The sequence below is a fragment of the Brevibacterium aurantiacum genome (assembly GCF_003932995.1).
Classification (GTDB): Bacteria; Actinomycetota; Actinomycetes; order Actinomycetales; family Brevibacteriaceae; genus Brevibacterium; species Brevibacterium aurantiacum.
This window is the reverse complement of sequence record NZ_CP025333.1, coordinates 2,001,251-2,025,292: the sequence shown is the minus strand read 5'-3', so window position 1 is coordinate 2,025,292 and position 24,042 is coordinate 2,001,251. Positions and strand designations below refer to the sequence as shown.

Sequence of the window (24,042 nt, the reverse complement as noted above, 5' to 3'; positions counted from 1 at the left end):
CATCGCTATAGTAGTTCCTGGTCGCGGGATATAGCGCAGCTTGGTAGCGCGCCTCGTTCGGGACGAGGAGGTCGTGGGTTCGAATCCCGCTATCCCGACCATGTAATGTGTCGCGACATCGTTCACTCGATGCCGCGGCACATTTTTCTTGCCCTTCGCGATCCCAATGGGATCTCTCCTGGTCAGGACCAGTGGAATCGTCACCGGGGCCGAGGCAGACGGTCAGCTGACATCGGTTCGAATGATCAGCAGGAAAGCAGAGTCCTCATGTGCCTGCACGGAGTGTCGCTCCGGAGGAATCGTCATGATGTCACCGGCGCGCAGGTCCCACGACTCCTCGGCTGACGACAAAGCCACACTCCCCTGCAGTACCTGCAGTGTCGCCTCTGGCGGAGAATCGTGTTCGGCCATCGTAGTTCCTGCCGTCAAGGTCAGCAGAGCCTGTTTGAGATAGCGCCCACTATAGACACTGTGGGCAGCCCGCCCACTGCTCGCGCCTCGAGCCTTCTGCAGAAGCTCCTCGGCCAACTCGCGGAGGTTCTGGATGTGTGGATTGTCAGTCATCATCTGTCCTGTCCTGCTCGTTCGACTTCTGCTGCTTCGACACCGTCCGTGACGAGTGGCCTGTGCTGTCATGCTCTGCCGAGAGGAAATCATGCATCGACCCGGTAGTCCTGATGCTAACTTGTAGTTGATCGATGTGTGACTGACTTTGGAGGTTGACCATGGCCGATGGCCCAGTACCCGAAACCGTTGACGTTCGGACGATTCCCAAGCCTGAGCGACATCCGCTCTTCATGGCGGCCTATCAGAAACTCGACGTCGGCTCCGGTCTGGTCCTCATCAACGACCATGAACCCAAGAATCTCAAGATCGAGATGGAGGCAGAGTTCGCCGAGGCGATGGCCTGGGAACCACAGTCCTCAGATGACGAGGACTTCCGGGTTCTCATCAGCAAACGAGCAGCAACGCCTCTCCCCCGCGTCCTTGCCGATGTGGGGGAACTCGGCGGGGTGGCGGAGACCTCAGGTTCTGTGTGGCAGCTCCAGCCTCAACAGCGTGATCTCGATGCGAACATCATCGCACTCTCGCCAGGGGGTGAGATCAAGGAACACGTCGGGCCGGCCCTCGATGTCCTCATCCACATCCTCGACGGCGGTGGAACCCTGGAGACAGAGCTGACCACGATTCCACTCGCGCCGGGTCAGATAGTCTGGTTGCCGTGTCTCTCTCGTCGACGCTTCCTCGCCGACGAGGCTCAGGGCCTGCGGTACTTCTCGGTCCATCAGCGCAAACAGGGACTGACGATCACCAGTCGACACTGACTCAGACGAAGCAGACGTGCGACGCTGCAGTCCAGGCTGCGGTCAGGACGCGGACTCGGGATCGTCGGGGCGCTCAAACGCAATGGTGATGAGTCTGCGCAGCACCGACTCGTCAATGTCTTCCAACTTGCGCACATACACGCACCCAGCGCCTTCGGTGTACGTGCCGAGGCTGGTCAGCAACGCCGCTCCTGCTGGTGAGTCCTTGAGCCCGTAAAGCGACAGCTGAGCCTTACGAGGTGAGAATCCAGTCTTGGGCCAGTGGCCCCGGTTGCGCGGATTCGACGGTGAAATGTACTGGTACTGCCCGTAACCCACGATCGATGGGCCCCACATCACCGGCTGCGTGCCAGTCACCTCGGTGAAGATCGCTGCGAGCGTGAACCCGTCCTCGCGGCGCTTGTTCGGAACGGCAGCTGCGAGGAACTCGTTGACGTCGACGTCGGTGGGCTGAGTCTTCTGACTAGTCATGGCTCAATTATGGGCTCTTGGCGGCGTTCAGGCACCGTCGGGAATCCAGGCGGAGCCGTCCTGAACCTTGTAGATGAGGTTGGTTCGCGTATGGGCGACTGCCGGATAACGAGTGAGGTAGTCCAGAACAAAGGACTGGACCGCCTCGGTGTCGGTGGCGACGATGTGGAGCAGATAGTCGTCAGCTCCTGCCATGTGGTACATCCGCACAACCCCGGGAAACTGCGGTGCTGCAGCGGTGAAGGCATCGATCTCCGCCCGGTCATGTTTGGCCAGACGGATGGAGATCAGGGCCTGCAATGGGATGCCCACAGCTGCGGCATCGATGTCGACGCGAAAGCCTCTGATCACGCCCAATGTCTTGAGGCGCTTGAGGCGAAGCGAAACCGTCGACTCCGAGATGCCCACCATAGATGCCAAAGCGGTACCGGATGCTCTGGCATCTTCACTGAGAGCTTTGAGCAGCTGTCGATCAACATCATCGAGTTCCACTTTCTGCGACATGACTCACAGTCTGGCATATGTGATTCAAGAAGCTTCGATAGGAGTACACAAAATCACGGATTCTTGACTGATGATTGCAGTTAATAGCAGGAATAGCTTGAATGCTGATATGACCTCACTGCACCCAGAAACGCTCATGGTCCACGGCGGAATGAAAGGCCTCACCGAGGCAGGAGTCCACGTACCGGCCATCGACCTCTCGACCACCAACCCAGTCAACGATGTCGCCACCGGCGGTGACTCCTACGAATGGCTCGCCACCGGCCATACGCTCAAGGACGGCGACTCGGCCGTCTACCAGCGCCTCTGGCAGCCCGGTGTCGCACGCTTCGAGACCGCGCTGGCCGGGCTCGAACACGCTGAGGAAGCAGTCGCCTTCGCCACGGGCATGGCCGCAATGACTGCCGCACTTCTCGCGGCCGTCAGCGCAGGAACACCCCACATCGTCGCAGTGCGTCCCCTCTATGGCGGAAGCGACCACCTCCTCGAAACCGGACTGCTGGGGACAACAGTCACATGGGCAAAGGAAGCCGACATCGCCTCGGCGATCCAAGATGACACCGGACTCGTCATTGTCGAGACCCCGGCAAACCCCAGCCTGGACCTTGTTGATCTCGACAGTGTCGTCTCAGCCGCCGGCAACGTGCCTGTGCTGGTGGACAACACATTCTGCACACCTGTTCTCCAGCAGCCCATCTCCCACGGAGCGGCCCTCGTACTGCACAGCGCGACAAAATACCTCGGCGGTCATGGCGATGCCATGGGCGGCATCATCGCCACCAACGCCGACTGGGCGATGCGCCTGCGACAGGTCCGAGCCATCACAGGAGCCCTGCTCCACCCCATGGGCGCGTATCTCCTTCATCGGGGCTTGCGCACTCTGGCCGTGCGCATGCGCGCGGCTCAGACCACCGCCGGTGAGCTCGCTGAGCGCCTGGACGCGCACCCTGCCATCTCCGTCGTCCACTACCCGGGACTGAAAGGCCAGGACCCACGCGGACTGCTCGGACGCCAAATGTCCGGTGGTGGTGCGATGATCGCGATGGAGCTCGCCGGTGGATTCGACGCCGCCCGCAGCTTCGTCGAACACTGCAACCTCGTCGTCCACGCGGTGTCCCTGGGCGGCGCTGACACTCTCATCCAGCATCCGGCGTCACTGACTCACAGGCCAGTTGCGGCCACGGCGAAGCCCGGCGATGGTCTCATCCGACTCTCTGTGGGACTCGAACACGTCGATGACCTGGCAGACGATCTCATCGCTGCCCTCGACGCGAGTCGGGCCGCTGCCTGAGCCGGCCGACCCCGGTCCGCTGCCTATCCAAATTGGCCACGTGCTCACTGCCCTATTGACATTGACGCGACGTCAACTTCTAAGCTGATTGTCATGGACTGGTCCATACAGGAAACAGCGCGGATGACGGGGACGACGAGCCGAACACTGCGTCACTATGACGCGATCGGCCTCTTGCCACCGACGTACATTGCCGACAACGGATATCGCTGCTACGACGAGACAGGGCTGGTGCGCCTGCAGCGCATTCTCCTTCTCAAGGAGCTGGGCATGCCGTTGAACCAGATCGCCGAGGTGCTCGAGAGCACCTCGGACCCGATTGCGGCACTGGGCGAACACGTGCACAGCCTCGGACGCGAGCGTGCACGGATCGAGCGGCAGATCGCCGCCGTCACCGCGACCATCGCACGATTGGAAGCAGGTGAACCTCTCATGGCAGAGGAAATGTTCGACGGTTTCGACCATCGCAAGCACAAAGAGGAGGTGACGCAGCGCTGGGGCCCTGAGGCCTATGAGTCGTCTGCGCATTGGTGGGAGTCCCTGAGGCCCGATGACAAGCAGTCATGGAAGGCGGCAGTCGACCAGCTGAATCAGGATTGGGCGAACGCCGCCGAGGCAGGGGCCGACCCGGAATCGGATCGCTGCCAGGACCTGGCTCACCGTCACGTTCAGTGGCTGAGAGCTGTTCCGGGGACTCCAGCGAACGATCCCAGCGGTGACATCGACGGATATGTCCGCGGGTTGGCCGACATGTACGTCAGTGACGCGCGCTTTGCCTCCAATTACGGTGGCACCGAGGGCGCGGAGCTGGTCCGAGACTCACTCAATCACTACCTCGAGGCGAACGCGGACCGCTGAGCGTGATCAGGACTGCTGCTCCAGGGCTTGCCGAATCTTCTCGGCAGGCCCTGCCAGCTGTTCAGCAGTCTGCATCTCAGCCCGATCAGAGATATCGAAGTCGGCGATCTTATTCGTCGGCCAGACATGGATATGCAGGTGCGGGACCTCATAGCCCTGGATCATCACGCCGATGCGCTCACAGTCGAAGGCCTCCTGCTGAGCACGTCCCACCTTGCGACTGACGGCCATGAGATGGTCCAGCAGGTCCTGGTCCGCGTCGATCCAGTGCGAGATCTCTTCCCGGGGTACGACCATGGTGTGGCCCTCGGTCATCGGCGACACATCGAGGAATGCAACGCACAGGTCGTCCTGGTAGACGAAAGTGCCCGGAATCTCTCCGTTGATGATCTTGGTGAAGATGGTGGCCATGTTTCATTCCTCCTTGCTGATCCGATGATCACGCTGATCCGATGATCACGCTGATCCGATGATCACATCGACTCAACCGCGAAGTGCTCGCGCTTGAGCGACATCAACGGAGAAGTCACGCGTCTCGGTTCGTGCGACCTGTCGACTGGTCACGATCGTACCCGTTTGCGAGATGACGAAGACTCCGCGTTCGGCCACACCGTGATCGGCATCGAAGACTCCGTAGGACTTCGCCACCTCGCCATGGGGCCAGAAGTCAGAACCCAGATCGAGTCGAAGCCCACGCTCGCTCGACCATGCGGCGAGCGTGTACTTCGAATCCACGGACATGCCGATGACCTCGATCGGTGCGGACTCTGCGGCCAGAGTCTGCCCCAGGTCGTCCAATGCTCTGACCTCGTCACCGCACACGGGTGAGAAGGCGAACGGAAAGAAGACGAGGATGACAGCCGACCGGCGAGACACCTCGGCGAGGTGGATCGTGGACCCGAACTGATCGGGCACACGGAAATCAGGGGCCCGGTCTCCGGGCCGAAGGATCATGAGAAGTTCTTTTTGCCTACCAAACGGAAGCCTGCCCAGTGCTCGGCTGCGCTGACCGTCGAGGTCACGTGCATGCCTGCTGTGGGAGCTGCCTCGGAAATGTCGGCCGGGCTGATGTGGCCGGGGCGACTTGCCTTGGGAGAGAGGAGCCAGACGACTCCGCCTTCCTTCAATGTGACCTGCGCGTCGACGAGACCATCAATCAGGTCATCGTCGTCAGAACGCCACCACATCAGGATGGCGTCGAAGACACCGTCTTCATCGCCGTCCGCGATTTTCTCACCAATGATGTTTTCGATCGCCTGGCACAGGTCCAAGTCGACGTCATCGTCGTAGCCGATTTCTTGCACATAGTCTCCCGCAGCCAAACCAAGGTTGTGGCCCAGCTCGTTGGGGAGGGTCGACGTGGAAGATGTCCTTTCGGAAGAGGAGTTACTCATGCCCTTATTGTTCCGTCAAGTGTGCCGGAGGCGCAAATGGCGGCGCGTCAAGACGATGCAATCGGCTGCAAAGAGCATCCAAGACGATGAACTCGTCATTGAGACCACAAGATTTCGCCCCAGCGAAGATCGCGCGGGAGGACTAGGCTGATGGAAGTATCTGGTGGACCCTGGGCTCAATCATGATTTGACCGCCCATTCCACCTGACCCACCGGATCTTGACACCAACGAAGATCGTGGAGCTGAAGAGAGGACCACACCGTGGACAATCGGAAACAGGGCGGACCGATTCTCAATGGGCTGCCCAGCCAGGTGCCCGACATCGATCCCGAAGAGACTGAGGAGTGGCTGGCGTCGCTGGACGGCCTCATCGACGAGGGCGGACGATCACGCGCACGGTACGTCATGCTGCGGATGCTCCAGCGTTCGCGAGAGAAGCAGATCGGCGTGCCCAGCCTGACAGCCACCGACTACGTGAATACGATCGGTCCCGAGAACGAACCGTGGTTCCCCGGCGACGAAGAGGTGGAGCGACGCTACCGGCGTTGGAACCGCTGGAACGCCGCGATGCTCGTCCACCGCGCTCAGCGGCCCGGAGTCGAGGTCGGCGGTCACATCTCGACCTATGCCTCATCGGCCACGCTCTACGAAATCGGCCTCAACCACTTCTTCCGGGGCAAGGACCATCCCGGCGGCGGTGACCACATCTTCTATCAGGGCCACGCCTCACCGGGCATGTACGCTCGCGCCTATCTCGAAGGCCGGATGAGCGAACAGGACCTCGACGGATTCCGTCAGCAGCAGTCTCATCAGATCGACGGCAAACCCAGCGGACTGCCCTCCTACCCCCACCCGCACCAGCTGCCTGACTTCTGGGAGCACCCGACGGTGTCGATGGGCCTGGGACCGATGAACGCGATCGCGCAGGCACAGTTCGACAAGTATCTGCAGAACCGCGGTATCAAGGACACCTCGCAGCAGCAGACCTGGGCATTCCTCGGCGATGGCGAGCTCGACGAACCGGAGAGCCGCGGCATGCTCCATGTCGCTGCCTTCGAAGAACTCGACAACCTCAACTTCGTCATCAACTGCAACCTGCAGCGCCTCGACGGACCGGTGCGCGGCAACGGCAAGATCATCCAGGAGCTCGAAGCCTACTTCCGCGGTGCCGGATGGAACGTCATCAAGGTCGTCTGGGGCCGCGAATGGGACGAACTCCTGGCCAAGGACCGTGACGGCGCCCTCGTCAACCTCATGAATGCCACCCCGGACGGTGACTACCAGACGTACAAGGGTGAGTCGGGTGGATTCGTCCGTGACAACTTTTTCGGTCGCGACCCTCGCACGAAGGCCATGGTCGAGGACTACAGCGACGAGAGGATCTGGAACCTCAAGCGCGGTGGACACGACTACCGCAAGGTCTACGCAGCGTACAAGGCCGCCGCCGAGCACACCGGTCAGCCGACAGTCATCCTCGTCAAGACCGTCAAGGGCTACTCCCTGGGACCGCACTTCGAGGCCCGCAACGCCACACACCAGATGAAGAAGCTGACGATCGACGATCTCAAGCTGGCCCGTGATCACTTCCAGATTCCGATCTCGGACAAGGATCTCGAGGAGAACCCGAAGCTGCCTCCGTACTACCACCCCGGGCAGGATGCTCCGGAGATCAAGTACATGCAGGAGCGACGTGCGGCACTCGGCGGGTACTCCCCCGAACGGCGCAGCAAGCACATCGATCTCAAACTGCCCTCCGACAAGGCCTTCGACGCCGGCAAGCGCGGTTCGGGCAAGCAGACGATCGCCACTACCATGGGATTCGTCCGCGTGCTCAAGGACCTGATGCGCGAAAAGGAGTTCGGCAAGCGCATCGTGCCGATCATCCCCGACGAGGCCCGCACCTTCGGTATGGACTCGTTCTTCCCGACGGCGAAGATCTACAACCCGCACGGCCAGAACTACATCTCGGTCGACCGCGACCTCTTCCTCGCCTACAAGGAAGCCACCGACGGTCAGCTGCTCCACGTGGGCATCAACGAGGCCGGCGCCACCGCAGCTCTCACCGCCGTCGGCACGTCCTATGCCACCCACGGTGAGCCGATGATCCCGTTCTACATCTTCTACTCGATGTTCGGGTTCCAGCGCAGCGGCGACTTCTTCTGGGCCGCAGGAGACCAGATGGCCCGCGGGTTCATCCTCGGCGCCACCGCCGGACGGACCACGCTCGTGGCAGAAGGACTGCAGCACGGAGACGGTCATTCCCATCTGCTGGCCTCGACCTACCCGTCGATCGTGTCCTACGACCCGGCGTACACCTACGAGATCGCCCGCATCGTCCGTGACGGCATCCACCGCATGTACGACCCGGCCGATGAACGCGACCCCAACGTCATGTACTACCTGACGATGTACAACGAACCGATGGTCCAGCCTCCTGAACCCGAGGACCTCGACGTCGACGGTGTGCTCAAGGGCATGTACCTGCTGTCAAAGGGACCGGACAACGGTGGCCCGAAGGTTCAGCTCATGGCCTCCGGAGTCGGTGTTCCGTGGGTCCTCGAGGCCCAGGAGCTGCTGGCCGAGGACTGGGGCGTATCCGCCGATGTGTGGTCGGTGACGTCATGGACCGAACTGCGTCGCGATGGGCTCAATGCCGAAGATGACCGGCTGCTCAATCCTGACGCCGAGGCCCGTGTGCCCTACGTGACTCAGAAGATGTCCGAAGTCGAGGGTCCCGTGGTGGCAACCTCGGACTTCATGCGTGCGGTACCGGATCAGATCCGGCAGTACGTGCCCAGTCACTTCACTTCGCTGGGCACCGACGGCTACGCGATCTCGGACACGCGTCCGGCCGCTCGCCGCTACTACCACGTCGATGGACCCTCGGTCGTGACTCAGGCCCTGATCTCCTTGGCCGATACCGGGGCGATCTCGATCGATAAGGCCGCCGAGGCGGCTCGGAAGTACCAGCTCGACGATGTCACCGCTGGTACTTCGGGTTCAACCGAAGGTGCGGGCGCCTAAGCACACCGTGTCAGGCGGTATGGCCGGAGTCTCCAAGACTCCGGCCATACTTGTCCCCAACGACAAAAACTTGTGTGTCGTGTACAAGCGAATTGTGTTGAAGCGTTTAAAGTGGAGTCCATGACAACAGACGCCGAGACGCTCCGGCGCCGCGCAGAGACGGCACGTCGTCTCCGGGCCGGAGTGGGAGTTCTTTCCACTGTGACCCTGCAGAGACTCGAAGCTCGGCTCCCCTGGTACCGCAGCATGTCGCCCTCGGATCGCTCCTGGGTCGGACTCTTGGCCCAGTCAGGCATCTCGTCCTTCATCGACTGGTATCGCAAACCCGATACGGATCTGCGGGTCGTCAGCGAGATCTTCAAGTCCGCCCCCCGCGACCTCATCCGAGCCATCAGCCTGCAGCAGACGCTGCAGCTGCTCAAGGTCGTCGTCGAGGTCGTCGAAGAACGAGTACCCGACATTGCGCGTGCGGTAGAACAGCCGGCCCTGCGGGAAGCCGTCCTCGTCTACTCCCGTGAGATCGCCTTCGCCGCAGCAGACGTCTATGCCCGAGCCGCCGAAGCCCGGGGCAGCTGGGACGCCCGCCTGGAGGCGATGGTCGTCGATGCCCTCGTCCGCGGTGACTCCGTCGACGAGTTGGCCAGCCGTACGGCGGCCTTCGGTTGGCAGTCCGAGGGACCTGTCAGCGTCCTCGTCGGACGGGCCCCGCAGCGGTCGGCCAAACGCGGCCTCGACGTCATTCGTCGCAAGGCCCGCAAATGGGCCGATGATGCACTCGTCGGCATTCACGACAACCGACTGCTCATCGTCCTCGGCGGTGCCACCGAACTCGACACCGCCGTCGAAGACCTCTCCGACTGCTTCGGACCCTCCGAGGTCATCGTGGGTCCCAGCGTGTCATCACTGGCCGAAGCCGCCACCTCGGCGAAGGCAGCGATCATGGCGCTCAAGGCCGCCACCGCCCGCCCCGACTCCCCACGCCCCGTCAGGGCAGAGGAGCTCCTACCTGAACGTGCCCTGGCCGGGGACACCGTCGCACTGGGAGAACTCATCAGCCGCTACTACGAACCGTTGACCTCGGGGACGGGACAGCTGCTCAAAACAGTCAGCGCCTACGTCGAATTCGGTTCGTCCTTGGAAGCCACGGCCAAGGCGCTGTCCGTCCACCCGAATACGGTGAGATACCGGCTGCGGAAGATCACCTCGGCGATCTCACTCGATCCCACGGTCTCCCGCGACGCATTCGTCATCCACATCGCATTGGTCTACGGGCGACTGTCAGATGCCGGGCTATTGTCGAACACCGACAAAACACACTGATCCAAAAGATCCATCCACTAGATTGAACACCGAAGTCGAGTGAAAAGAGAACTGAGTGCTAGCAATCACGTGCCCGGGCCAAGGTGCCCAGAAGTCGGGCTTTCTGAGTTCCTTCCTGGAACTTGACGCCTTCGCCGCACAGATCGACGAACTCTCCTCCGCATCCGGGATCGACCTGCGCCTGCACGGAACCGAATCGGATGATGAGACCATCAAGGACACAGCTCTGGCGCAGCCGCTGCTCGTCGCGTCAGCAATCGCGTGCGCAGCGGAACTCGGAGTCAAGGCCGACTATGTCGCCGGACACTCCGTCGGTGAGATCGCGGCAGCACAGATCGCTGGGATCTTCACAGCGTCTGACGCCATGCGCTTCGTCTCTGTCCGTGGTGCCGGCATGGCATCCGCCGCCGCCCATACACCATCGGGAATGTCAGCCGTCGTCGGCGGCGACCCACAGGACGTTCTGGCCGCGATCGAAGCTGCCGGGGCAAGCCCGGCCAATGTCAACGGCGGTGGGCAGACCGTGGCAGCAGGATCGAAGGAGAGCCTCGACAAGCTGGCCGAGAACCCACCGGAGAAGGCCCGTGTCATCGCCTTGCCTGTGGCCGGTGCCTTCCACACCGATTTCATGGCTCCGGCGACCGCTGAACTGGCCGCCACCGCCTCGGCGCTGGAGATTGCCGACCCGGGCACGAAGATCCTCAGCAACTCCGACGGCACCGTCGTCGAGGACGGGCAGGACTACGTCGGCCGTCTCGTCAAACAGGTCACCAATCCGGTCCGCTGGGACCTGTGCCAGGAGACCCTCCTGAACGCGGGTATCACCGGAATGATCGAACTCGTCCCCGGTGGAACTCTCACCGGCATTGCACGACGCGCCATGAAGGGCGTGGAGACATTCGCCATCAAATCCGCTGCAGACCTCGACGGGGCGCGTGAGTTCGCCGCGGCCCACGCCTGATCATCAAAGGAAGACCACCATGCCAACACTGAAGACCGCAGAGCCCGGAAGCTTCTCCAAGATCACGGGCATCGGCGCCTACCGCGCCGAGAACCTCGTCACCAACGACGACATCGCCGGCCCCATCAACTCCTCCGATGAGTGGATCCGCCAGCGCACCGGCATCATCACCCGCAGGCGGGCCAGCAAGGACGTCGGTGTCCTCGACATGTGCGAGGAAGCAGCCCTCGAGGCAATCGCATCTTCGGGCCTCAAACCCGAGGACATCGGCGGCATCATCATCGCCACCGTCACCTTCGAGTACTTCACACCGTCAGCGGCAGCGGCACTGACCGATCGCCTGGGAACCGGCCACATCCCGGCCTGGGACATCAGCGCCGCATGCGCCGGCTACTGCTACGGCATCGGACAGGCCGACGCACTGGTCCGCTCCGGAGCCATGGACAACATCCTGGTAATCGGCGCTGAGAAGCTCTCCGAGGTCATCGACCCGGAGGATCGTTCGATCTCCTTCATCCTCGGTGACGGAGCCGGCGCTGTCGTCGTCTCGTCCTCCGACGAGCCGGGCATCTCGAAGACCGTCTGGGGTTCGAAGGGTGAGAACTGGTCGACGATCCGTATGACCGAGTCCCTCTATGACGTCCGCGACGACCGCGAGACCCCATTCCCGACCCTTCGCCAGGACGGGCCGACCGTCTTCCGTTGGGCCGTCTGGGATGGTGCCGAAGTGGCCAAGGAGGCCCTTGCCGAATCCGGCATCGAAGCCTCTGACCTGGCTGCCTTCATCCCCCATCAGGCGAATATGCGCATCATCGACGAACTGGCCAAGCAGCTCAAGCTGCCCGAATCAGTCGTCATCGCTCGAGATATCGCAGACAACGGCAACACCTCCTCGGCGTCGATTCCCTTGGCCACCGAGCGTCTGCTGCGCGAACAGCCCGAACTCAGCGGAGGATTGGCACTGCAGATCGGTTTCGGAGCCGGTCTGGTCTTCGGTGCACAAGTGATCCGTCTCCCTTAAACGGGTTCATTCACGGAAAACTCTCCGTGAATGTCCTAAGATATTCGGCGGGACACTCGTCGAAAAGTTCCTCAACCAGTCGACCAACCCTCGGCTGACACTAGAAAGTAGGAAAGTAATGGCATTCACCGAAGCTGAAGTCCTCGCTGGACTGGCAGAGATCGTCAACGAAGAAACCGGTTTGGCTGTGGAAGCAGTCGAGGCCAACAAGTCTTTCACCGATGACCTCGACATCGACTCCATCTCGATGATGACCATCGTCGTCAACGCTGAGAAGAAGTTCGGCGTGAAGATTCCGGATGACGACGTCAAAGACCTCGTCACCGTCCAGGACGCTGTTGACTACATCAACAAGGCTCAAGAGGCCTGAGAAACTAGCCGTACACGGCCCGTCCACCGACGGGCCGTGTCCACACTATCGACGAGGTTTGTACCATGACACCTAAAGTTGTCGTCACCGGGATTGGTGCGGTAACCCCATTGGGCGCGACGGCCGATGCCACGTGGCAAGCCATCCTGGCCGGCAAGTCCGGCGTCCACACAATGGACAATGATTGGTCCGAGAAGTACGGCCTCGCCGTCGACTTCGCAGCACAGGTCGACCCACAGGTCGTTCCCGAGAATCTCAAGCGCGTCCAGGCCAAACGCCTCGACCCCTCCTCCCAATTCGCATTGATCTCCGCCCGAGAGGCCATGGCCGACGCCGGCCTCGAGGAAACTGACCCAGACCGCACCGCCGTCTCCTGGGCGACCGGAATCGGCGGAGTCTGGACTCTGCTCGACGCCTGGGACACACTCCAGGAAGAGGGCCCTCGCCGGGTCATGCCTCTGACCGTGCCGATGCTCATGCCCAACGGGCCAGCCGCAGCCATCGGCATGGAGTTCAAGGCCCGTGCCGGAGTCCAGACCATGGTCTCCGCTTGCGCCTCGTCGACCGAGAGCCTGGGCCACGCCTACGACGTTGTAGCCTCAGGTCACGCCGACATCGTGATCGCAGGTGGCTCCGAAGCCGCGATCCACCCGATCACGATCGCCTCATTCAACTCGATGCAGGCGCTCTCACGTCGGACAGACTCCCCTGAGACTGCGTCACGCCCATACGACATCGGCCGCGATGGTTTCGTCATGGGTGAGGGTGCAGGAACTCTCATCCTCGAGACCGAAGAACACGCCAAGGCTCGTGGTGCGAAGATCTACGCCGAGGTCTCCAGCTGGGGCATCTCAAACGACGCCTACCACATCACCGGTGGTGAGCCAGGCGGTCAGTACGCGCTGCGTGCGATGCAGAGTGCGCTGGACAACGCGGACCTGAGCCCCGCAGACGTCAAGCACGTCAACGCGCACGCCACGTCGACACCAGTGGGCGACATCCCGGAGTCCTTGGCGATCAGTCAACTGCTGGGCTCTCACGTCGGAGATGCTCTCGTGAGTGCGACCAAGTCGATGACCGGTCACCTGCTGGGCGGAACCGGCGCAGTCGAGTCGATCCTCACCGTCAAGGCCTTGGAGACTCGCACGGCTCCCCCGACGATCAACATCGAGGAAGTCGACCCGGACGTCGTGGGCATCAACATCGTGCGCGACAATCCTGCAGAACTTCCCGCCGGAGATATCGCAGCGATTACGAACTCGTTCGGCTTCGGTGGGCACAACGCCGTCGTCGCCTTCAAGTCGGTATAAATCAGCGATAGAGCTTTGTGATGCGATAGCACTTCACGAGGCGGCGTTGCTCCTGCACTGGTTCATCGAAACCAGTACAGCCTCTGAGCAGCGATCAGATCGGGGCCCCAGCAATTATGCTGGGGCCCCGATCTGTATCTGGAGCACCCTAGAACGAGACTGCGGCAGCAGCGTCGAACTCGAGGCATTGCAAACTCTCACACGTGAATACGACTATGGGCACACCCGAGGTAGGAAGGTGTGCCCATAGTCGTTTACCGCAGCTTCAGGGACGTCATCGGATCAACGTCGCAGGAAGCTGTGTGAGAGTCTCAGCCGACCTTTGTCAGCCAGCGCACTGGTGCGCCCTCGCCAGCGTGGCGGAAGGCATCAAGCTCCTCGTCCCAGGCTTCGCCCAGGGCCAGTGCCATCTCAGTGGAAAGTTTGATCGGATCACCGGAGGCGCGTTCCATGACGGAGCGGATGCGATCTTCGGGAACCAGAATATTGCCAGCAGAGTCGGTGACCGCGTGGTAGATGCCGAGCTCCGGAGTGTGACTCCAACGGCCTCCGTCGACTCCGACAGATGGCTCCTCGGTCACCTCATAGCGCAGTGAGTCCCATCCGCGAAGTGCGGATGCGATGCGAGCACCAGAACCCGCTGGCGCACGCCAGCAGACCTCCGCGCGCACAAGACCTGGCGCTGCCGGCTGGGGTGTCCAGTCGAAGCGTGCCTGTGCACCGATTGCCCCGCCCGCTGCCCATTCAATATGCGGGCAAAGCGCGCGAGGTGCTGAGTGGACGAATAGTACGCCCTGTGTCATATCCATTTGTGCCTCCTACCTCGGATACGTCTTCCCCTACGATCCGAAAGGAGGTGCTAGAGCCTATGATAGACGAGTTTTTCCTGTGCGCCAAGCACCGAAAGACCTGGTGGCGTCGCGTGTAGCCGAGATCTGCACCAGCACAGGAAGGGAGCCGGTCAGCTCAGTGCCAGCTTCCCGGACACGGAAGGTCGTTGGGGACCAGCCACCTTGTGCTCTACGATGGCGCCATGACAGATGAGAACTGCCCAATGACCACCGTGCGCATGTTCCCGGACTATGCCGACACGGTGCTGTGGATTGTCTTTCCAATTGACTATGAGGACACCGACCTGTCCCCGGACCTGGTTTCTCAGCTCGACGCGTGGGAACAGTCGTACTACGAAGCGTTGGATGCCGACTTCAACTGGAAATCAGCGGACGCTGCTCGAGCTTTCACGCAGACAGGCATCGATCTGGTCGGACAGCTCGCGAACGAACTCGGCGAGGAATTCACTGTCGAATTCGCCTCGTACGAACCTCGGGCACCGACGTACACCGTTCAGAGCCGTAGGCCAGCCGACAACGACGAGGCTTGTGCCGCATTTTCGGCCATCGTTGCTGAGCTGGACGCTGAGGACGTACGCGCGGCACTGCTGGTGGCTGAGGCCGGTCCAGATACCGAGTTCACGGCATTCGCGCCACTTTCCGGAGAGACATTCACTCCGGGAAACCACGTTCCTCGGGCAGAAGACGTTGACTGACACACACCTGCGAAGACTCTATCGGGATGGTCGGATCATTCGGATCTCGGTGACACCATCATCATCGTCGGTGCTGCGGGAACCGTCAGGAGCGAATCCCATCTTGCAGTAGAATGCCTGCGCCCGCGGGTTGGGGTCAGCGACCCACAAGGACACAGACTTACCTGGTGCGACGACTGCCTCCAGGAGCTGGGCACCTGCACCTCGGCCGTGGACCGATTCGTAGGTGTAGAGGACGAACAGCTCCGACTCCCCCTGACGGTCTTCGTCGTCAGATGGCCCAGACATAGCAATTCCTACCAGCTGACGATCGTGTTCAGCGATCGCGATAGTGAGTTTGCCTGAAGTGCCGCCAGCGAGAAGTGAGTTCCACATGTGTTCTCGGCGCTGGAGAAAATCTGGTGCGAAGAGGATCTCATCGGGCATAGTGCCCTGGTACGTTTCCTGCCATGTCTCGACATGGACCTTGGCCATGGCCGTGGCGTCTTCGATGACTGGGGTACGAACGACAACCGTCATGCACCGATGCTATAGCAGTGGTGCCCCCGGTCGGACTTGAACCGACGACCAAGGAATTATGAGTTCCCTGCTCTGACCAGCTGAGCTACGGGGGCGAGCAGAAATAAGATTAGCACCAACTGACGGCCCGGACCCATTCGGCTCACACACAGCGCAGCCTCTGGAGCCCCAACGTTTGCCCGACGGGGCTTGAGACCTTCAGCTGGTTGAGGACACCGGCGAAATGCGTGTCAGCGCACTGCGCGCGGCGTCGACGCATGTGTAGCGTTCCGTCGTGATGTAGACGTCGAAGACAGTCTGACCATCACTGCCGGGATCGTTGCGTTTGGACGCGGCAACCAGACCCGACCAATCGGGACCGACCACGACGACACCGTGCTCATTGCGCATGGGATCCGACGCATCGACGACGCCTGTGCGTACACCAGAGATCGGCGGTTCGGTGAACCCACCGGAGAACATCGCGGTCAGTCCCACCGTGTCGCGGATGCGTTCATAGCGATCGCGGGTGGCTTGGGAGAAGGTCTCGTCCTCACCGAAGACTCCGAGGGTGATTGTGGCGGCACCTGAAGCCAGGGCGCGTTCTTCGAGGGCAGCGATCTGAGCGATCAGCAGCTCACGATTCATCACCAGAGGTTCACGCCGCAGACCCTGGGCGATCGAATAGGGAGTGCCCAGTGCCGGAAGGTTACGCGAATGGTGATCGACCAGACCGTCCTCGATCGGTTCTGCGAATGGTTCGGGTTCCTTGGTCGCGGGGCCGAAGTACGGTCCTGACATGAAGCGTGCGCCCAGAGCTCGCACCCGGTCGAGATCATCCTCGGTGGTGACCCCTTCTGCAAGGATCACGGCTCCAGTGCGTTCGAGGTGAGCATGAAGAAGTCGATTGAGCTCGGCCAGATGCGATTCGCAGTCGATGCGAAGAACGTCCGGGTGAAGACCAACGACAGACGGATTGACCAAAGGCACGAATGAGGTGCTCCGCAGGTCAGCACCGACCGAGGACATTCCCACGCCCCAGCCCATCGACCGGGCCTGACGGACCGCGCGGAGGACGGACGCTGGTGAGGACGACACGCGGGAGGCATCGAGCTGCAGGATGACTGAGCGGTCGGGTTCTTCGGTGCGATCTTCAAGGGTGGCGAAGGATTCGCCTTCTGCGTGGAGGAAGAGCCGGTTCGACTTGGGCAGTCCCGCCGCCTCGGCAGTCCTCAGAGCTGTTGCCCGAAGTGAAGCATCGATATCGCCGATCATCGCCGAGGCATGCATCTCGCGGCGCAGATTTTCGGATTCAGCGTGCCCGAGTGCCGGGTCATCGATGGGGGCCTGGAGGATCTGATATCCCACTTTGTCGAAGGTGTACGCATCGACGACAGGGGCGAAATAGGTTTCGATCCCACCTGAGCGCACCAACTCTTCGAGAGCCAGGTCCAGATCGTGTACCGCCTCAACCACCATATGTCCTTCCATGGGCAAACATGCGTTCACAGTCTTCCACATGAGAACAGACGCGATTGTCTAAATTCCGTAACATTATTGCGCTCAGAGCTGACGGCGCCGGCCTCGTCTGACCTCGGCCAGACCGACGATTCCGGCCAGGATCACGATGAGCGCAATGGCCGCGAACGAGGCGATCATGCCGATGTTCCAATCGCTGATCGCCGTGACGGCGAAGGCCAGCGCGGTCATGATTGCCAAGCCCATCGACGTGCCGATGCGTTGGCCCGTCTGCAGGACTCCCCCGGCCGATCCCGCATACTTCAGCGGCACTTCCTGCAGCGTCAGGGTCTGGTTCGGGCTGATGACCATTCCCTGGGCAGCTCCGATGAAGCTCAAAGTCAGCAGCATCCACCATTCGCTGCCGATGCCCTGTGTGAGGAGGAAGACGACGCCGATCGTCGAGACGAGGCCCACCAGGCAGGTGACGATCCCCCAGACGACGAGTCGGCGTCCGATCTGGAACACGAAACGTCCGGACACATCTGCCGACACAGCCGACAGCAGGGCGGCCGGAAGGCCGATCATGCCCGCCGCCAGCGCGGTGTGGCCCAACCCCTGTTGCATGTACATGGCGATGAGCACCCAGACGCTCGTCACGCCCATGAAGTACAGGGTGATGATGATCGAACCGTTGCTGAAGCTCCGAATGCTGAACAGGTTCAGATCGACCATGGGAGCGTGTCCACGGGCGGAGTACCGGCGCTCCCACCGGGTCCAGAGCCAGATCGTGATGAGTCCCAGAGGTAGGCCGAGCCAGATGAACCAGCCGACCGAGGACTCGACGAAGGGCAGCAGCACAAGGAGGACTCCGACACCGAGGAGGATGACTCCGACGGGATCGAGGTCGCGCTCCCTTTTCGGGACGTGTCCCCCGTTCGCCGAGGCGGCCGTCGGGTTCGCATCGGACCCGTCGTTGGCGGCGATAGGGTGCCAGGCTGATTTCGGCAGCCAGCTTTTGGCGAGTATGAGGGAGATGACTGCGAAAGGGACATTGACGAGAAAGGCCGCACGCCAGCCGAGCTCAGGGCCGAAGAGAGCGATGAAGACACCGCCGAGGATCGGACCTGTTGCGACGGAGAGGCCGACGGTGGTGCCCATGAGCCCGAAGGCGCGCCCGCGCTGCGGTCCTTGAAAGTACTGCTGCAGCAGTCCCACGACCTGCGGATTGAGCAGACCTGACCCGAGCCCCATGAAGACGCGAGCAATATTGAGAGTCAGTGCACCGGGGGCGATGCCGGCAACGAGTGAGGCGAGGCCGAACAGGCCCACTCCGATCATGAACAGTTGGCCGCGGCCGAAGACGTCTCCTGCTCGTCCTGCTGCCACGAGCACGACGCCGAAGGACAGGGCGTAGCCGGTGAGGACCCACTGCAGGGCAGAGGACGAGGCCTGGAGATCAGTCTCAATGGCCGGCAGGACGACGTTGATGATTGAGACTGAGAGCAGAGACATGAAGAGCGGGACGAGACCGATGAGGACGATTCGTCTCTGAACCTGATTCATGCGCTGGCCGTCGCTCACCTGATCACCTCTGCTCGGACCGAATTCCGCACAGAGGTCACCGTGCGGAACCTAGTCGATTCGACAGTCCCCTTTGTGGGAACTGTTTCATCATACGTGTCCGTGCTCGCGCCCCGGGGAAATCACATCGTCGAGCCGGTCACCGGACCAGAGGTGTTGGGCTGCCATCCCAGGGCCGGAGCGACGTAGCTGGCGAAGGATTCCAGGATGTGGAGGTTGTAGTCGACTCCCAGTTGGCTCGGGATCGTCAGCAGCACCGTGTCTGCGGCTTCGACGGCAGGGTCGGCCTTGAGCGCTTCGATGAGTTCGTCGGGCTCGCCGGCGTAGGTCTTGCCGAAGGTCGAGCGGGTGCCGTCGATGATGCCGATCTGATCACCTTGCCCGTCGGAGCGACGGCCGAAGTAGAGGTCATCGAGGTTTGTGGTGATCGGAAAGATGCTGCGGCTGACGGACACGCGCGGAGTCCAGTCATGGCCGGCGGACTTCCACGCTGCACGATAACGATCGATCTGATCGCGTTGCAGTTCGCCGAATGAAGCGCCGGTCGCCTCGGTCAGCAGGGTCGAGCTCATCATATTCACGCCCTGAGCAGCCGCCCATTCGGCGGTCGCTGCGGTTCCGGCGCCCCACCAGACACGTTGGTCAAGACCGGGCGAATGAGGTTCGACACGCAGCTTCCTATCGGGTCCGAACTGCATCGGATCCGCAGGCGCGATCTCATCGCCCCTGATGGCGGACAGGAATCGTGCGAACTTGTCGCGGGCCATGTTCGCCGCTTTCGCATCATCGCTGTCGCTGTAGCCGAAGGATTCCCAGCCTTGGTCGGCTGGTTCCGGTGATCCGCGGCTGATGCCCAGTGCCACACGCTGATCCGAGAGCAGGTCAAGGGCTGCGGCTTCCTCTGCCAGATAGAGAGGGTTCTCGTAGCGCATGTCGATGACACCGGTACCGACCTCGATTCGAGAGGTCCTGGCCGCGATCGTTGCCAACAACGGCATCGGCGAAGCCGCCTGCTCAGCGAAGTGATGGACTCGGAAGTAGGCGCCGTTGACGCCGAGATCGTCGGCTCCGACACCGATCTCGACTGCTTGCTGCAGCGCTTCCTTCGCCCCGTACTCCCCTGGAGCACTTCCCGACCCGTAGTGACCGAAACTCCAGAACCCGAATGCCTTCATACCCGAGACAACCTGCTTGATCGATCAACTATTCCCGTTCCTCGCGAGCGCGCCGACACTGACTGCTTCAGAATCGAGGGCACGACAAAGGCCCCGTCTAAACGGACGGGGCCTGAGCTGCTCCCCCGGCTGGGCTCGAACCAGCGACCCTTCGATTAACAGTCGAATGCTCTGCCAACTGAGCTACGGAGGAATGTCGCAGTTGCCTGCGCACGTTATGTCAGCTTAGCAAAGACCCAAGGTCTGCGACAAAGCGGACAACAGTGCTTTAGCTCACAGTTCCGGTTAACCCCACCACCAGATACCGTGGAATCCGTACAGTCAGGACAAACCCAGTCAACAACCACCTCGGCGAGGTGACCGCACTGTAAAATCAAAGGGATTCCTCTCCCCATCCATGCAGCGGAAGAAGAGCACGTGACCTTAGTGGCAATCGCCCTCGCCGTCCTGGCGGCGGTGGCTCTGGCCTATGGAGCGCTGTACCAACATGAAGCCGTCGCAGGTCAGAATAACTCCCACAACGGGCTGAGCGGCGCTCATTTCAAAGAGCTGCTGAGCAACAGGAAATGGCTGATCGGACTGATCGTCACGGGCCTGGGGACTGTGGGCAACATCGTCGCTCTGGCGCTTGCCCCGGTGATGGTCGTCCAACCTGTCGGTGCCTTCTCCCTCATCGTGTCTGTTCTTCTGGGTGTGCGCCATCGTGGGCTCAAGGTCAATCGACGTCTTGTCCAGGCAGTCGTCTGGTGCACCGTCGGTGTGACCATCTTCGTAGCGCTGTCAGCCACCACCGCTCGTACAGAGGTGCATCTGGGCTCCGACGCGCTGCCGCTGGTCTGGATCACCGCTGTCGTCGTCGCTGCCGGCCTGTCCATCATGGTCTTCTTCCGGAGCGCGCCCCAGCTCGTCCTCATCATGGCCGCAGGCCTGCTGTTCGCGTGTGTGGCCACGAATACCCACCTCGTCAGCGTCCAACTGCTGCGGGCAGGACTGGACCAGGTCACATGGCTCAACGTCGTCGGCCTCATCGTTGCGACGGCGCTCGGGTCCTGGTTCGTGCAGAATGCCTATGCGGCCGGCCCCCCGGAGATGGTCATCGCCGGCCTGACTGTCGTCGACCCGATCGGTGCTGTGGTCCTCGGCTCGGTCGTCTTGGGCGAAGTATCGGCCGCTCCGGTCTGGCTCATCGTCGTGATCGCAGCCACCGGATTGGTCGCCTGTCTGGGCGTCGTTGTATTGTCGCGGTATCACCCCGATGTCAAAGATCGAGAACACCAGCGTCGAGTCGCTCGTCGCACAGACCAGTTGACCGACACCGAGGAGAGTTGAATCCTGTCCGCCCACAGCCACACCCCAGCCCGCCGTATTCTCATCCCGACGGAGACCTACGCTCCCGAGGTCAATGGTGCCGCGAAGTTCGCGGAACGTCTGGCTGCTGGGCTCGCTGCCCGCGGCAACGATGTTCACGTCGCCTGTCCCTCTGCAACAGGCAAGGCCTCAGTGAGCACCGAGGATGGTGTCACCGTCCACCGCATGACCTCACATCGGTGGCTCCTGCACCCCACCTGGACCATCTGCATGCCGTGGGAGACGAAACCGGAGCTGTCCCGCCTCCTCGACACTCTTCAACCCGATGTCGTTCACACACAGGCACACTTCGTCATCGGGCGCTACGCATTCTCTGAGGCGAGCAGGCGCGGCATTCCCGTAGTCGCCACGAACCACTTCATGCCCGACAATGTTCGCCCGTATCTGCGGGCGCCGAAATCGCTTCTCGACGGAGGCACCGCTGTCGCCTGGTGGGATCTGCGCAGAAAATTCCAGTCCGCGGACTTCATCACCGTGCCGACGCAGCTGGCCGCCGACCTTCTCACCCAGAATGGGTTCACCTCCCCCATCCGAGCAGTCTCGTGTGGCATCGACCTGGAGCGCTTCGCGCATCTGCGCGACGATGAAGCCGTTCAGCCTGCGACAGTGCCTGATCCCGTTTCGGGTTCAGCGCCACCGCGAGTCCTCTTTGTGGGCCGACTCTCCTCAGAGAAGCACGCCGCCGACATCGTCGAAGCGCTCGCGAAGACTGATCCGGCGCTCGGACTCGAAGCCGACATCGTCGGTGGCGGGGACCAGGAAGAGCCGCTCAAGGAATTGGCTGCCGAACTCGGCATCGCCGACCGCGTCCATGTCTTGGGCAAGATCAGCGACAAGGAGCTCATGGACGCCTACCAGCGCTGCACGTTCTTCTGTATGCCCTCGACCGCCGAACTTCAGTCGATCGCGACGCTGGAGGCGCTGGCCTCCCGAAAGCCAGTCGTCCTCGCTGACGCGGTGGCCCTGCCGCACCTCGTCAGAGACGGGATCAACGGTTTCCTGTTCCCGCCAAGGGATATCGAGGAGTTGGCTTCGCGCTTCACGCAGATCTGTGAGCTTTCCGAGGACGACCTCGACACGATGTCCAGGGCCTCACTCGATGTGGTGGCCAAACACGACATCGAGTACACGCTTGACACCTTCGAATCCATCTACAGCAAGGTCATCGACGAGAACATCGTCTCCGCGGCCTGACCCTGTCAGCCGAGTGCTTCAGAGGGCGGAACGAACATCGTCTCGTTGGTGCAAATCCGATCGAAGTCGAGTCCTGCCACCATGTCGTCGATGGTTGACCATGATCCCTTGGCGCCGATGACACCGAGGGACGTGGCGATCCAGGAATAGACATCATCTGGTGTCCATCCCAGTGCTCGCAGCTGCTGATAGGTGACCGCGCCATCGCGTTTGGCCAATCGGCTGCCTGCGGTGTTCACCACCAGTGGAACGTGCAGCCACGACGGCTGCGGCAGTCCCAGCAGGTCGGCCAGATGAGCCTGACGTGGCGCCGAGGTGGCCAGATCGTCGCCCCTGACCACTTCGTCGACACCGCTGGCAGCGTCGTCGACGACGACGATGAGGTTGTAGGCGAAGACCCCGTCACCGCGTTTGAGGACCAGGTCATCGACCGGGGCCGTGATCTCACCCAGCAGTCGATCCTCGACGGTGACCTCGACATTGTCAGTCCGCAGACGCAGCGCTGGGCTGCGTCCCTGCTGTTGGAGGCGCTGTCTGTGCTGTTCTCGTTCGGACTCCAACAGATCACGACAGGTCCCCGGGTACGACCCGGGCGGAGAATGGGGTGCAGACGGCGCCTGCTGGATGTCCTTGCGGGAGCAGTAGCACTCATAGACAAGCCCGCGCCCCTCGAGGCGATTCAGCGCTTCGGTGTAGATGCCGAGCCGTTCGGACTGGATGAGCGGTGGCTCGTCCGGTGCGATCCCCAAATCGGCGAAGACCTCAAGCTGTGATTGCGCCGCACCGGGCTGGACCCGGTCGAGGTCTTCGATGCGCCAGAGAAACCGTCTCCCGGTCTGCCGCGCACGAACATATGCCAGCAGTCCTGAGCGGATGTTGCCGATGTGCAGGTCCCCGCTGGGGCTGGGAGCGAAGCGACCTGCCCCAAGCTGCACAGAGTTGAGCCCTGCGGCCCGTGGAATCGAGTCTGTGTGTGGTGTGCTCAAGCTTTCGCCACGAGGTCGGCGTACTGCGGGAATCGTTCAAGGTAGTCCTGGACGTAGCTGCAGGTCGGGACGATGCGACCGCCTTCGTCCCGGATCTGATCAAGAGCACTGGTGACCAGTGTGCGAGCGAAGCCGCGACGTGAGAAGCCTTCGGAGATGATGGTGTGCTGGAGCTCGACCGTGTGTTCGTCGATGACGCGATAGGCAAGGAAGCCTGCGAACTGTACGGGATCCTCGGCGGTGAAGATCTCGAAGCGTTCGCGACCGGGGTTCTTGACCACCGTGACGGGGGTGGAACTGGGTTCGGGCTGCATGTGGGACTCCTTGTCAACGGCATCGTCCTTGTCACGAACATTACAGGGTGGCGCCGGTATCTTCACTCA

25 protein-coding genes and 3 tRNA genes are annotated in these 24,042 nt (G+C 61.8%); 13 read left to right on the top strand and 15 right to left on the bottom strand.

What is annotated here, in order from left to right:
* Nucleotides 1-24: 24 nt before the first annotated feature.
* Nucleotides 25-101, top strand: a tRNA-Pro gene (locus tag CXR25_RS09430).
* 121 nt (nucleotides 102-222) lie between these two features.
* Here the strand turns inward: CXR25_RS09430 and CXR25_RS09425 are convergent.
* On the bottom strand, nucleotides 223-567 hold the full coding sequence (locus CXR25_RS09425) for a cupin domain-containing protein (RefSeq protein WP_096179023.1): 345 nt from the start codon (nucleotides 565-567) through the stop codon (nucleotides 223-225).
* Between the two features lie 158 nt (nucleotides 568-725).
* On the opposite strand from CXR25_RS09425, the gene CXR25_RS09420 reads away from it, so the two are divergent.
* Entirely contained in the window at nucleotides 726-1,325 is a 600-nt protein-coding gene (locus CXR25_RS09420; protein WP_009882385.1) for a DUF2249 domain-containing protein, read from the top strand.
* A gap of 42 nt (nucleotides 1,326-1,367) precedes the next feature.
* Here the strand turns inward: CXR25_RS09420 and CXR25_RS09415 are convergent, their stop codons facing one another.
* Complete coding sequence (locus tag CXR25_RS09415; protein WP_009882387.1) at nucleotides 1,368-1,796, bottom strand: DUF1801 domain-containing protein; 429 nt, start codon at nucleotides 1,794-1,796, stop codon at nucleotides 1,368-1,370.
* Between the two features lie 27 nt (nucleotides 1,797-1,823).
* Nucleotides 1,824-2,300 (bottom strand): Lrp/AsnC family transcriptional regulator, encoded by a 477-nt coding sequence (locus tag CXR25_RS09410; protein ID WP_096158713.1) that lies wholly within the window; start codon nucleotides 2,298-2,300, stop codon nucleotides 1,824-1,826.
* A gap of 109 nt (nucleotides 2,301-2,409) precedes the next feature.
* Here CXR25_RS09410 and CXR25_RS09405 point away from each other — a divergent pair, with 109 nt between their 5' ends.
* Both CXR25_RS09405 and CXR25_RS09400 read left to right on the top strand, forming a co-directional pair.
* Nucleotides 2,410-3,591: a trans-sulfuration enzyme family protein gene (locus tag CXR25_RS09405; protein WP_009882390.1), complete on the top strand. Its 1,182-nt coding sequence runs from the start codon at nucleotides 2,410-2,412 to the stop codon at nucleotides 3,589-3,591.
* Nucleotides 3,592-3,684: 93 nt separating this feature from the next.
* A complete protein-coding gene (locus CXR25_RS09400) occupies nucleotides 3,685-4,449 on the top strand; it encodes a MerR family transcriptional regulator (protein ID WP_029416780.1) in 765 nt (254 codons plus the stop codon).
* A gap of 6 nt (nucleotides 4,450-4,455) precedes the next feature.
* Here CXR25_RS09400 and CXR25_RS09395 read toward each other — a convergent pair whose 3' ends face one another.
* The 3 genes from CXR25_RS09395 to CXR25_RS09385 all read right to left on the bottom strand — a co-directional run bounded on the left by CXR25_RS09395 (nucleotide 4,456) and on the right by CXR25_RS09385 (nucleotide 5,843).
* Entirely contained in the window at nucleotides 4,456-4,860 is a 405-nt protein-coding gene (locus tag CXR25_RS09395) for an HIT family protein (protein WP_009882392.1), read from the bottom strand.
* Nucleotides 4,861-4,932: 72 nt separating this feature from the next.
* A complete protein-coding gene (locus CXR25_RS09390) occupies nucleotides 4,933-5,403 on the bottom strand; it encodes a peroxiredoxin (protein ID WP_009882393.1) in 471 nt (156 codons plus the stop codon).
* On the bottom strand, nucleotides 5,400-5,843 hold the full coding sequence (locus tag CXR25_RS09385; protein WP_083248727.1) for a DUF3052 domain-containing protein: 444 nt from the start codon (nucleotides 5,841-5,843) through the stop codon (nucleotides 5,400-5,402). Before CXR25_RS09385 ends, CXR25_RS09390 begins: the two co-directional genes overlap by 4 nt.
* A 262-nt stretch (nucleotides 5,844-6,105) precedes the next feature.
* Between CXR25_RS09385 and aceE the strand changes: the two genes are divergently transcribed.
* From aceE to CXR25_RS09355, 6 genes are all read left to right on the top strand, one after another.
* Nucleotides 6,106-8,868 carry a pyruvate dehydrogenase (acetyl-transferring), homodimeric type gene (gene aceE / locus CXR25_RS09380; protein ID WP_009882396.1) on the top strand — a complete coding sequence of 921 codons (2,763 nt, stop codon included), beginning with the start codon at nucleotides 6,106-6,108 and terminating at the stop codon, nucleotides 8,866-8,868.
* Nucleotides 8,869-8,988: 120 nt separating this feature from the next.
* Nucleotides 8,989-10,188 (top strand): PucR family transcriptional regulator, encoded by a 1,200-nt coding sequence (locus CXR25_RS09375; protein ID WP_009882397.1) that lies wholly within the window; start codon nucleotides 8,989-8,991, stop codon nucleotides 10,186-10,188.
* Between the two features lie 55 nt (nucleotides 10,189-10,243).
* Nucleotides 10,244-11,149 carry an ACP S-malonyltransferase gene (locus tag CXR25_RS09370; protein ID WP_114385014.1) on the top strand — a complete coding sequence of 302 codons (906 nt, stop codon included), beginning with the start codon at nucleotides 10,244-10,246 and terminating at the stop codon, nucleotides 11,147-11,149.
* 19 nt (nucleotides 11,150-11,168) lie between these two features.
* Entirely contained in the window at nucleotides 11,169-12,170 is a 1,002-nt protein-coding gene (locus CXR25_RS09365) for a beta-ketoacyl-ACP synthase III (RefSeq protein WP_069600112.1), read from the top strand.
* A gap of 118 nt (nucleotides 12,171-12,288) precedes the next feature.
* A complete protein-coding gene (locus CXR25_RS09360; RefSeq protein WP_009882400.1) occupies nucleotides 12,289-12,540 on the top strand; it encodes an acyl carrier protein in 252 nt (83 codons plus the stop codon).
* A gap of 65 nt (nucleotides 12,541-12,605) precedes the next feature.
* On the top strand, nucleotides 12,606-13,850 hold the full coding sequence (locus tag CXR25_RS09355) for a beta-ketoacyl-[acyl-carrier-protein] synthase family protein (protein WP_096145538.1): 1,245 nt from the start codon (nucleotides 12,606-12,608) through the stop codon (nucleotides 13,848-13,850).
* Between the two features lie 311 nt (nucleotides 13,851-14,161).
* On the opposite strand, the gene CXR25_RS09350 is transcribed toward CXR25_RS09355, so the two are convergent.
* Nucleotides 14,162-14,653, bottom strand: coding sequence for a DUF3145 domain-containing protein (locus CXR25_RS09350; protein WP_029416787.1), 492 nt, complete (start codon nucleotides 14,651-14,653; stop codon nucleotides 14,162-14,164).
* A 230-nt stretch (nucleotides 14,654-14,883) separates the two neighbouring features.
* Here CXR25_RS09350 and CXR25_RS09345 point away from each other — a divergent pair, with 230 nt between their 5' ends.
* Nucleotides 14,884-15,396, top strand: coding sequence for a hypothetical protein (locus tag CXR25_RS09345; RefSeq protein ID WP_125178136.1), 513 nt, complete (start codon nucleotides 14,884-14,886; stop codon nucleotides 15,394-15,396).
* Nucleotides 15,397-15,414: 18 nt separating this feature from the next.
* On the opposite strand, the gene CXR25_RS09340 is transcribed toward CXR25_RS09345, so the two are convergent.
* The 6 genes from CXR25_RS09340 to CXR25_RS09315 all read right to left on the bottom strand — a co-directional run bounded on the left by CXR25_RS09340 (nucleotide 15,415) and on the right by CXR25_RS09315 (nucleotide 20,304).
* The gene (locus tag CXR25_RS09340; RefSeq protein WP_009882404.1) at nucleotides 15,415-15,915 is read right to left on the bottom strand and encodes a GNAT family N-acetyltransferase; all 501 of its coding nucleotides are present in this window, start codon (nucleotides 15,913-15,915) and stop codon (nucleotides 15,415-15,417) included.
* Between the two features lie 18 nt (nucleotides 15,916-15,933).
* Nucleotides 15,934-16,010: transfer RNA gene (locus CXR25_RS09335), tRNA-Ile, on the bottom strand.
* A gap of 103 nt (nucleotides 16,011-16,113) precedes the next feature.
* Complete coding sequence (locus tag CXR25_RS09330) at nucleotides 16,114-17,373, bottom strand: EAL domain-containing protein (protein ID WP_009882405.1); 1,260 nt, start codon at nucleotides 17,371-17,373, stop codon at nucleotides 16,114-16,116.
* Nucleotides 17,374-17,457: 84 nt separating this feature from the next.
* Complete coding sequence (locus tag CXR25_RS09325) at nucleotides 17,458-18,936, bottom strand: MFS transporter (protein ID WP_083248726.1); 1,479 nt, start codon at nucleotides 18,934-18,936, stop codon at nucleotides 17,458-17,460.
* Between the two features lie 122 nt (nucleotides 18,937-19,058).
* Nucleotides 19,059-20,111, bottom strand: a complete 1,053-nt coding sequence (locus CXR25_RS09320; RefSeq protein WP_114385013.1) for an LLM class flavin-dependent oxidoreductase — start codon at nucleotides 20,109-20,111, stop codon at nucleotides 19,059-19,061.
* Between the two features lie 120 nt (nucleotides 20,112-20,231).
* A tRNA-Asn gene (locus CXR25_RS09315) sits at nucleotides 20,232-20,304 on the bottom strand.
* 224 nt (nucleotides 20,305-20,528) lie between these two features.
* On the opposite strand from CXR25_RS09315, the gene CXR25_RS09310 reads away from it, so the two are divergent.
* Both CXR25_RS09310 and CXR25_RS09305 read left to right on the top strand, forming a co-directional pair.
* Nucleotides 20,529-21,440, top strand: coding sequence for a DMT family transporter (locus CXR25_RS09310; RefSeq protein ID WP_241211598.1), 912 nt, complete (start codon nucleotides 20,529-20,531; stop codon nucleotides 21,438-21,440).
* Nucleotides 21,441-22,673: a glycosyltransferase gene (locus CXR25_RS09305; RefSeq protein ID WP_338027641.1), complete on the top strand. Its 1,233-nt coding sequence runs from the start codon at nucleotides 21,441-21,443 to the stop codon at nucleotides 22,671-22,673.
* Between the two features lie 5 nt (nucleotides 22,674-22,678).
* On the opposite strand, the gene gluQRS is transcribed toward CXR25_RS09305, so the two are convergent.
* Entirely contained in the window at nucleotides 22,679-23,608 is a 930-nt protein-coding gene (gene gluQRS / locus CXR25_RS09300) for a tRNA glutamyl-Q(34) synthetase GluQRS (RefSeq protein ID WP_114385015.1), read from the bottom strand.
* Between the two features lie 47 nt (nucleotides 23,609-23,655).
* Complete coding sequence (locus tag CXR25_RS09295) at nucleotides 23,656-23,973, bottom strand: GNAT family N-acetyltransferase (protein ID WP_009882431.1); 318 nt, start codon at nucleotides 23,971-23,973, stop codon at nucleotides 23,656-23,658.
* Nucleotides 23,974-24,042 lie beyond the last annotated feature (69 nt).

Bases quoted from the DNA above. Each gene is read 5' to 3' on its own strand.
- CXR25_RS09355 (WP_096145538.1), top strand. From the start codon at position 12,606: ATGACACCTAAAGTTGTCGTCACCGGGATTGGTGCGGTAACCCCATTG.
- CXR25_RS09390 (WP_009882393.1), bottom strand. From the start codon at position 5,403: ATGATCCTTCGGCCCGGAGACCGGGCCCCTGATTTCCGTGTGCCCGAT.
- CXR25_RS09360 (WP_009882400.1), top strand. From the start codon at position 12,289: ATGGCATTCACCGAAGCTGAAGTCCTCGCTGGACTGGCAGAGATCGTC.
- CXR25_RS09330 (WP_009882405.1), bottom strand. From the start codon at position 17,373: ATGGTGGTTGAGGCGGTACACGATCTGGACCTGGCTCTCGAAGAGTTG.
- CXR25_RS09365 (WP_069600112.1), top strand. From the start codon at position 11,169: ATGCCAACACTGAAGACCGCAGAGCCCGGAAGCTTCTCCAAGATCACG.
- CXR25_RS09425 (WP_096179023.1), bottom strand. From the start codon at position 567: ATGATGACTGACAATCCACACATCCAGAACCTCCGCGAGTTGGCCGAG.
- CXR25_RS09375 (WP_009882397.1), top strand. From the start codon at position 8,989: ATGACAACAGACGCCGAGACGCTCCGGCGCCGCGCAGAGACGGCACGT.
- CXR25_RS09410 (WP_096158713.1), bottom strand. From the start codon at position 2,300: ATGTCGCAGAAAGTGGAACTCGATGATGTTGATCGACAGCTGCTCAAA.
- CXR25_RS09405 (WP_009882390.1), top strand. From the start codon at position 2,410: ATGACCTCACTGCACCCAGAAACGCTCATGGTCCACGGCGGAATGAAA.
- CXR25_RS09350 (WP_029416787.1), bottom strand. From the start codon at position 14,653: ATGACACAGGGCGTACTATTCGTCCACTCAGCACCTCGCGCGCTTTGC.
- CXR25_RS09345 (WP_125178136.1), top strand. From the start codon at position 14,884: ATGACAGATGAGAACTGCCCAATGACCACCGTGCGCATGTTCCCGGAC.
- CXR25_RS09415 (WP_009882387.1), bottom strand. From the start codon at position 1,796: ATGACTAGTCAGAAGACTCAGCCCACCGACGTCGACGTCAACGAGTTC.
- CXR25_RS09385 (WP_083248727.1), bottom strand. From the start codon at position 5,843: ATGAGTAACTCCTCTTCCGAAAGGACATCTTCCACGTCGACCCTCCCC.
- CXR25_RS09340 (WP_009882404.1), bottom strand. From the start codon at position 15,915: ATGACGGTTGTCGTTCGTACCCCAGTCATCGAAGACGCCACGGCCATG.
- CXR25_RS09320 (WP_114385013.1), bottom strand. From the start codon at position 20,111: ATGAAGGCATTCGGGTTCTGGAGTTTCGGTCACTACGGGTCGGGAAGT.
- CXR25_RS09295 (WP_009882431.1), bottom strand. From the start codon at position 23,973: ATGCAGCCCGAACCCAGTTCCACCCCCGTCACGGTGGTCAAGAACCCC.
- CXR25_RS09400 (WP_029416780.1), top strand. From the start codon at position 3,685: ATGGACTGGTCCATACAGGAAACAGCGCGGATGACGGGGACGACGAGC.
- CXR25_RS09420 (WP_009882385.1), top strand. From the start codon at position 726: ATGGCCGATGGCCCAGTACCCGAAACCGTTGACGTTCGGACGATTCCC.
- CXR25_RS09395 (WP_009882392.1), bottom strand. From the start codon at position 4,860: ATGGCCACCATCTTCACCAAGATCATCAACGGAGAGATTCCGGGCACT.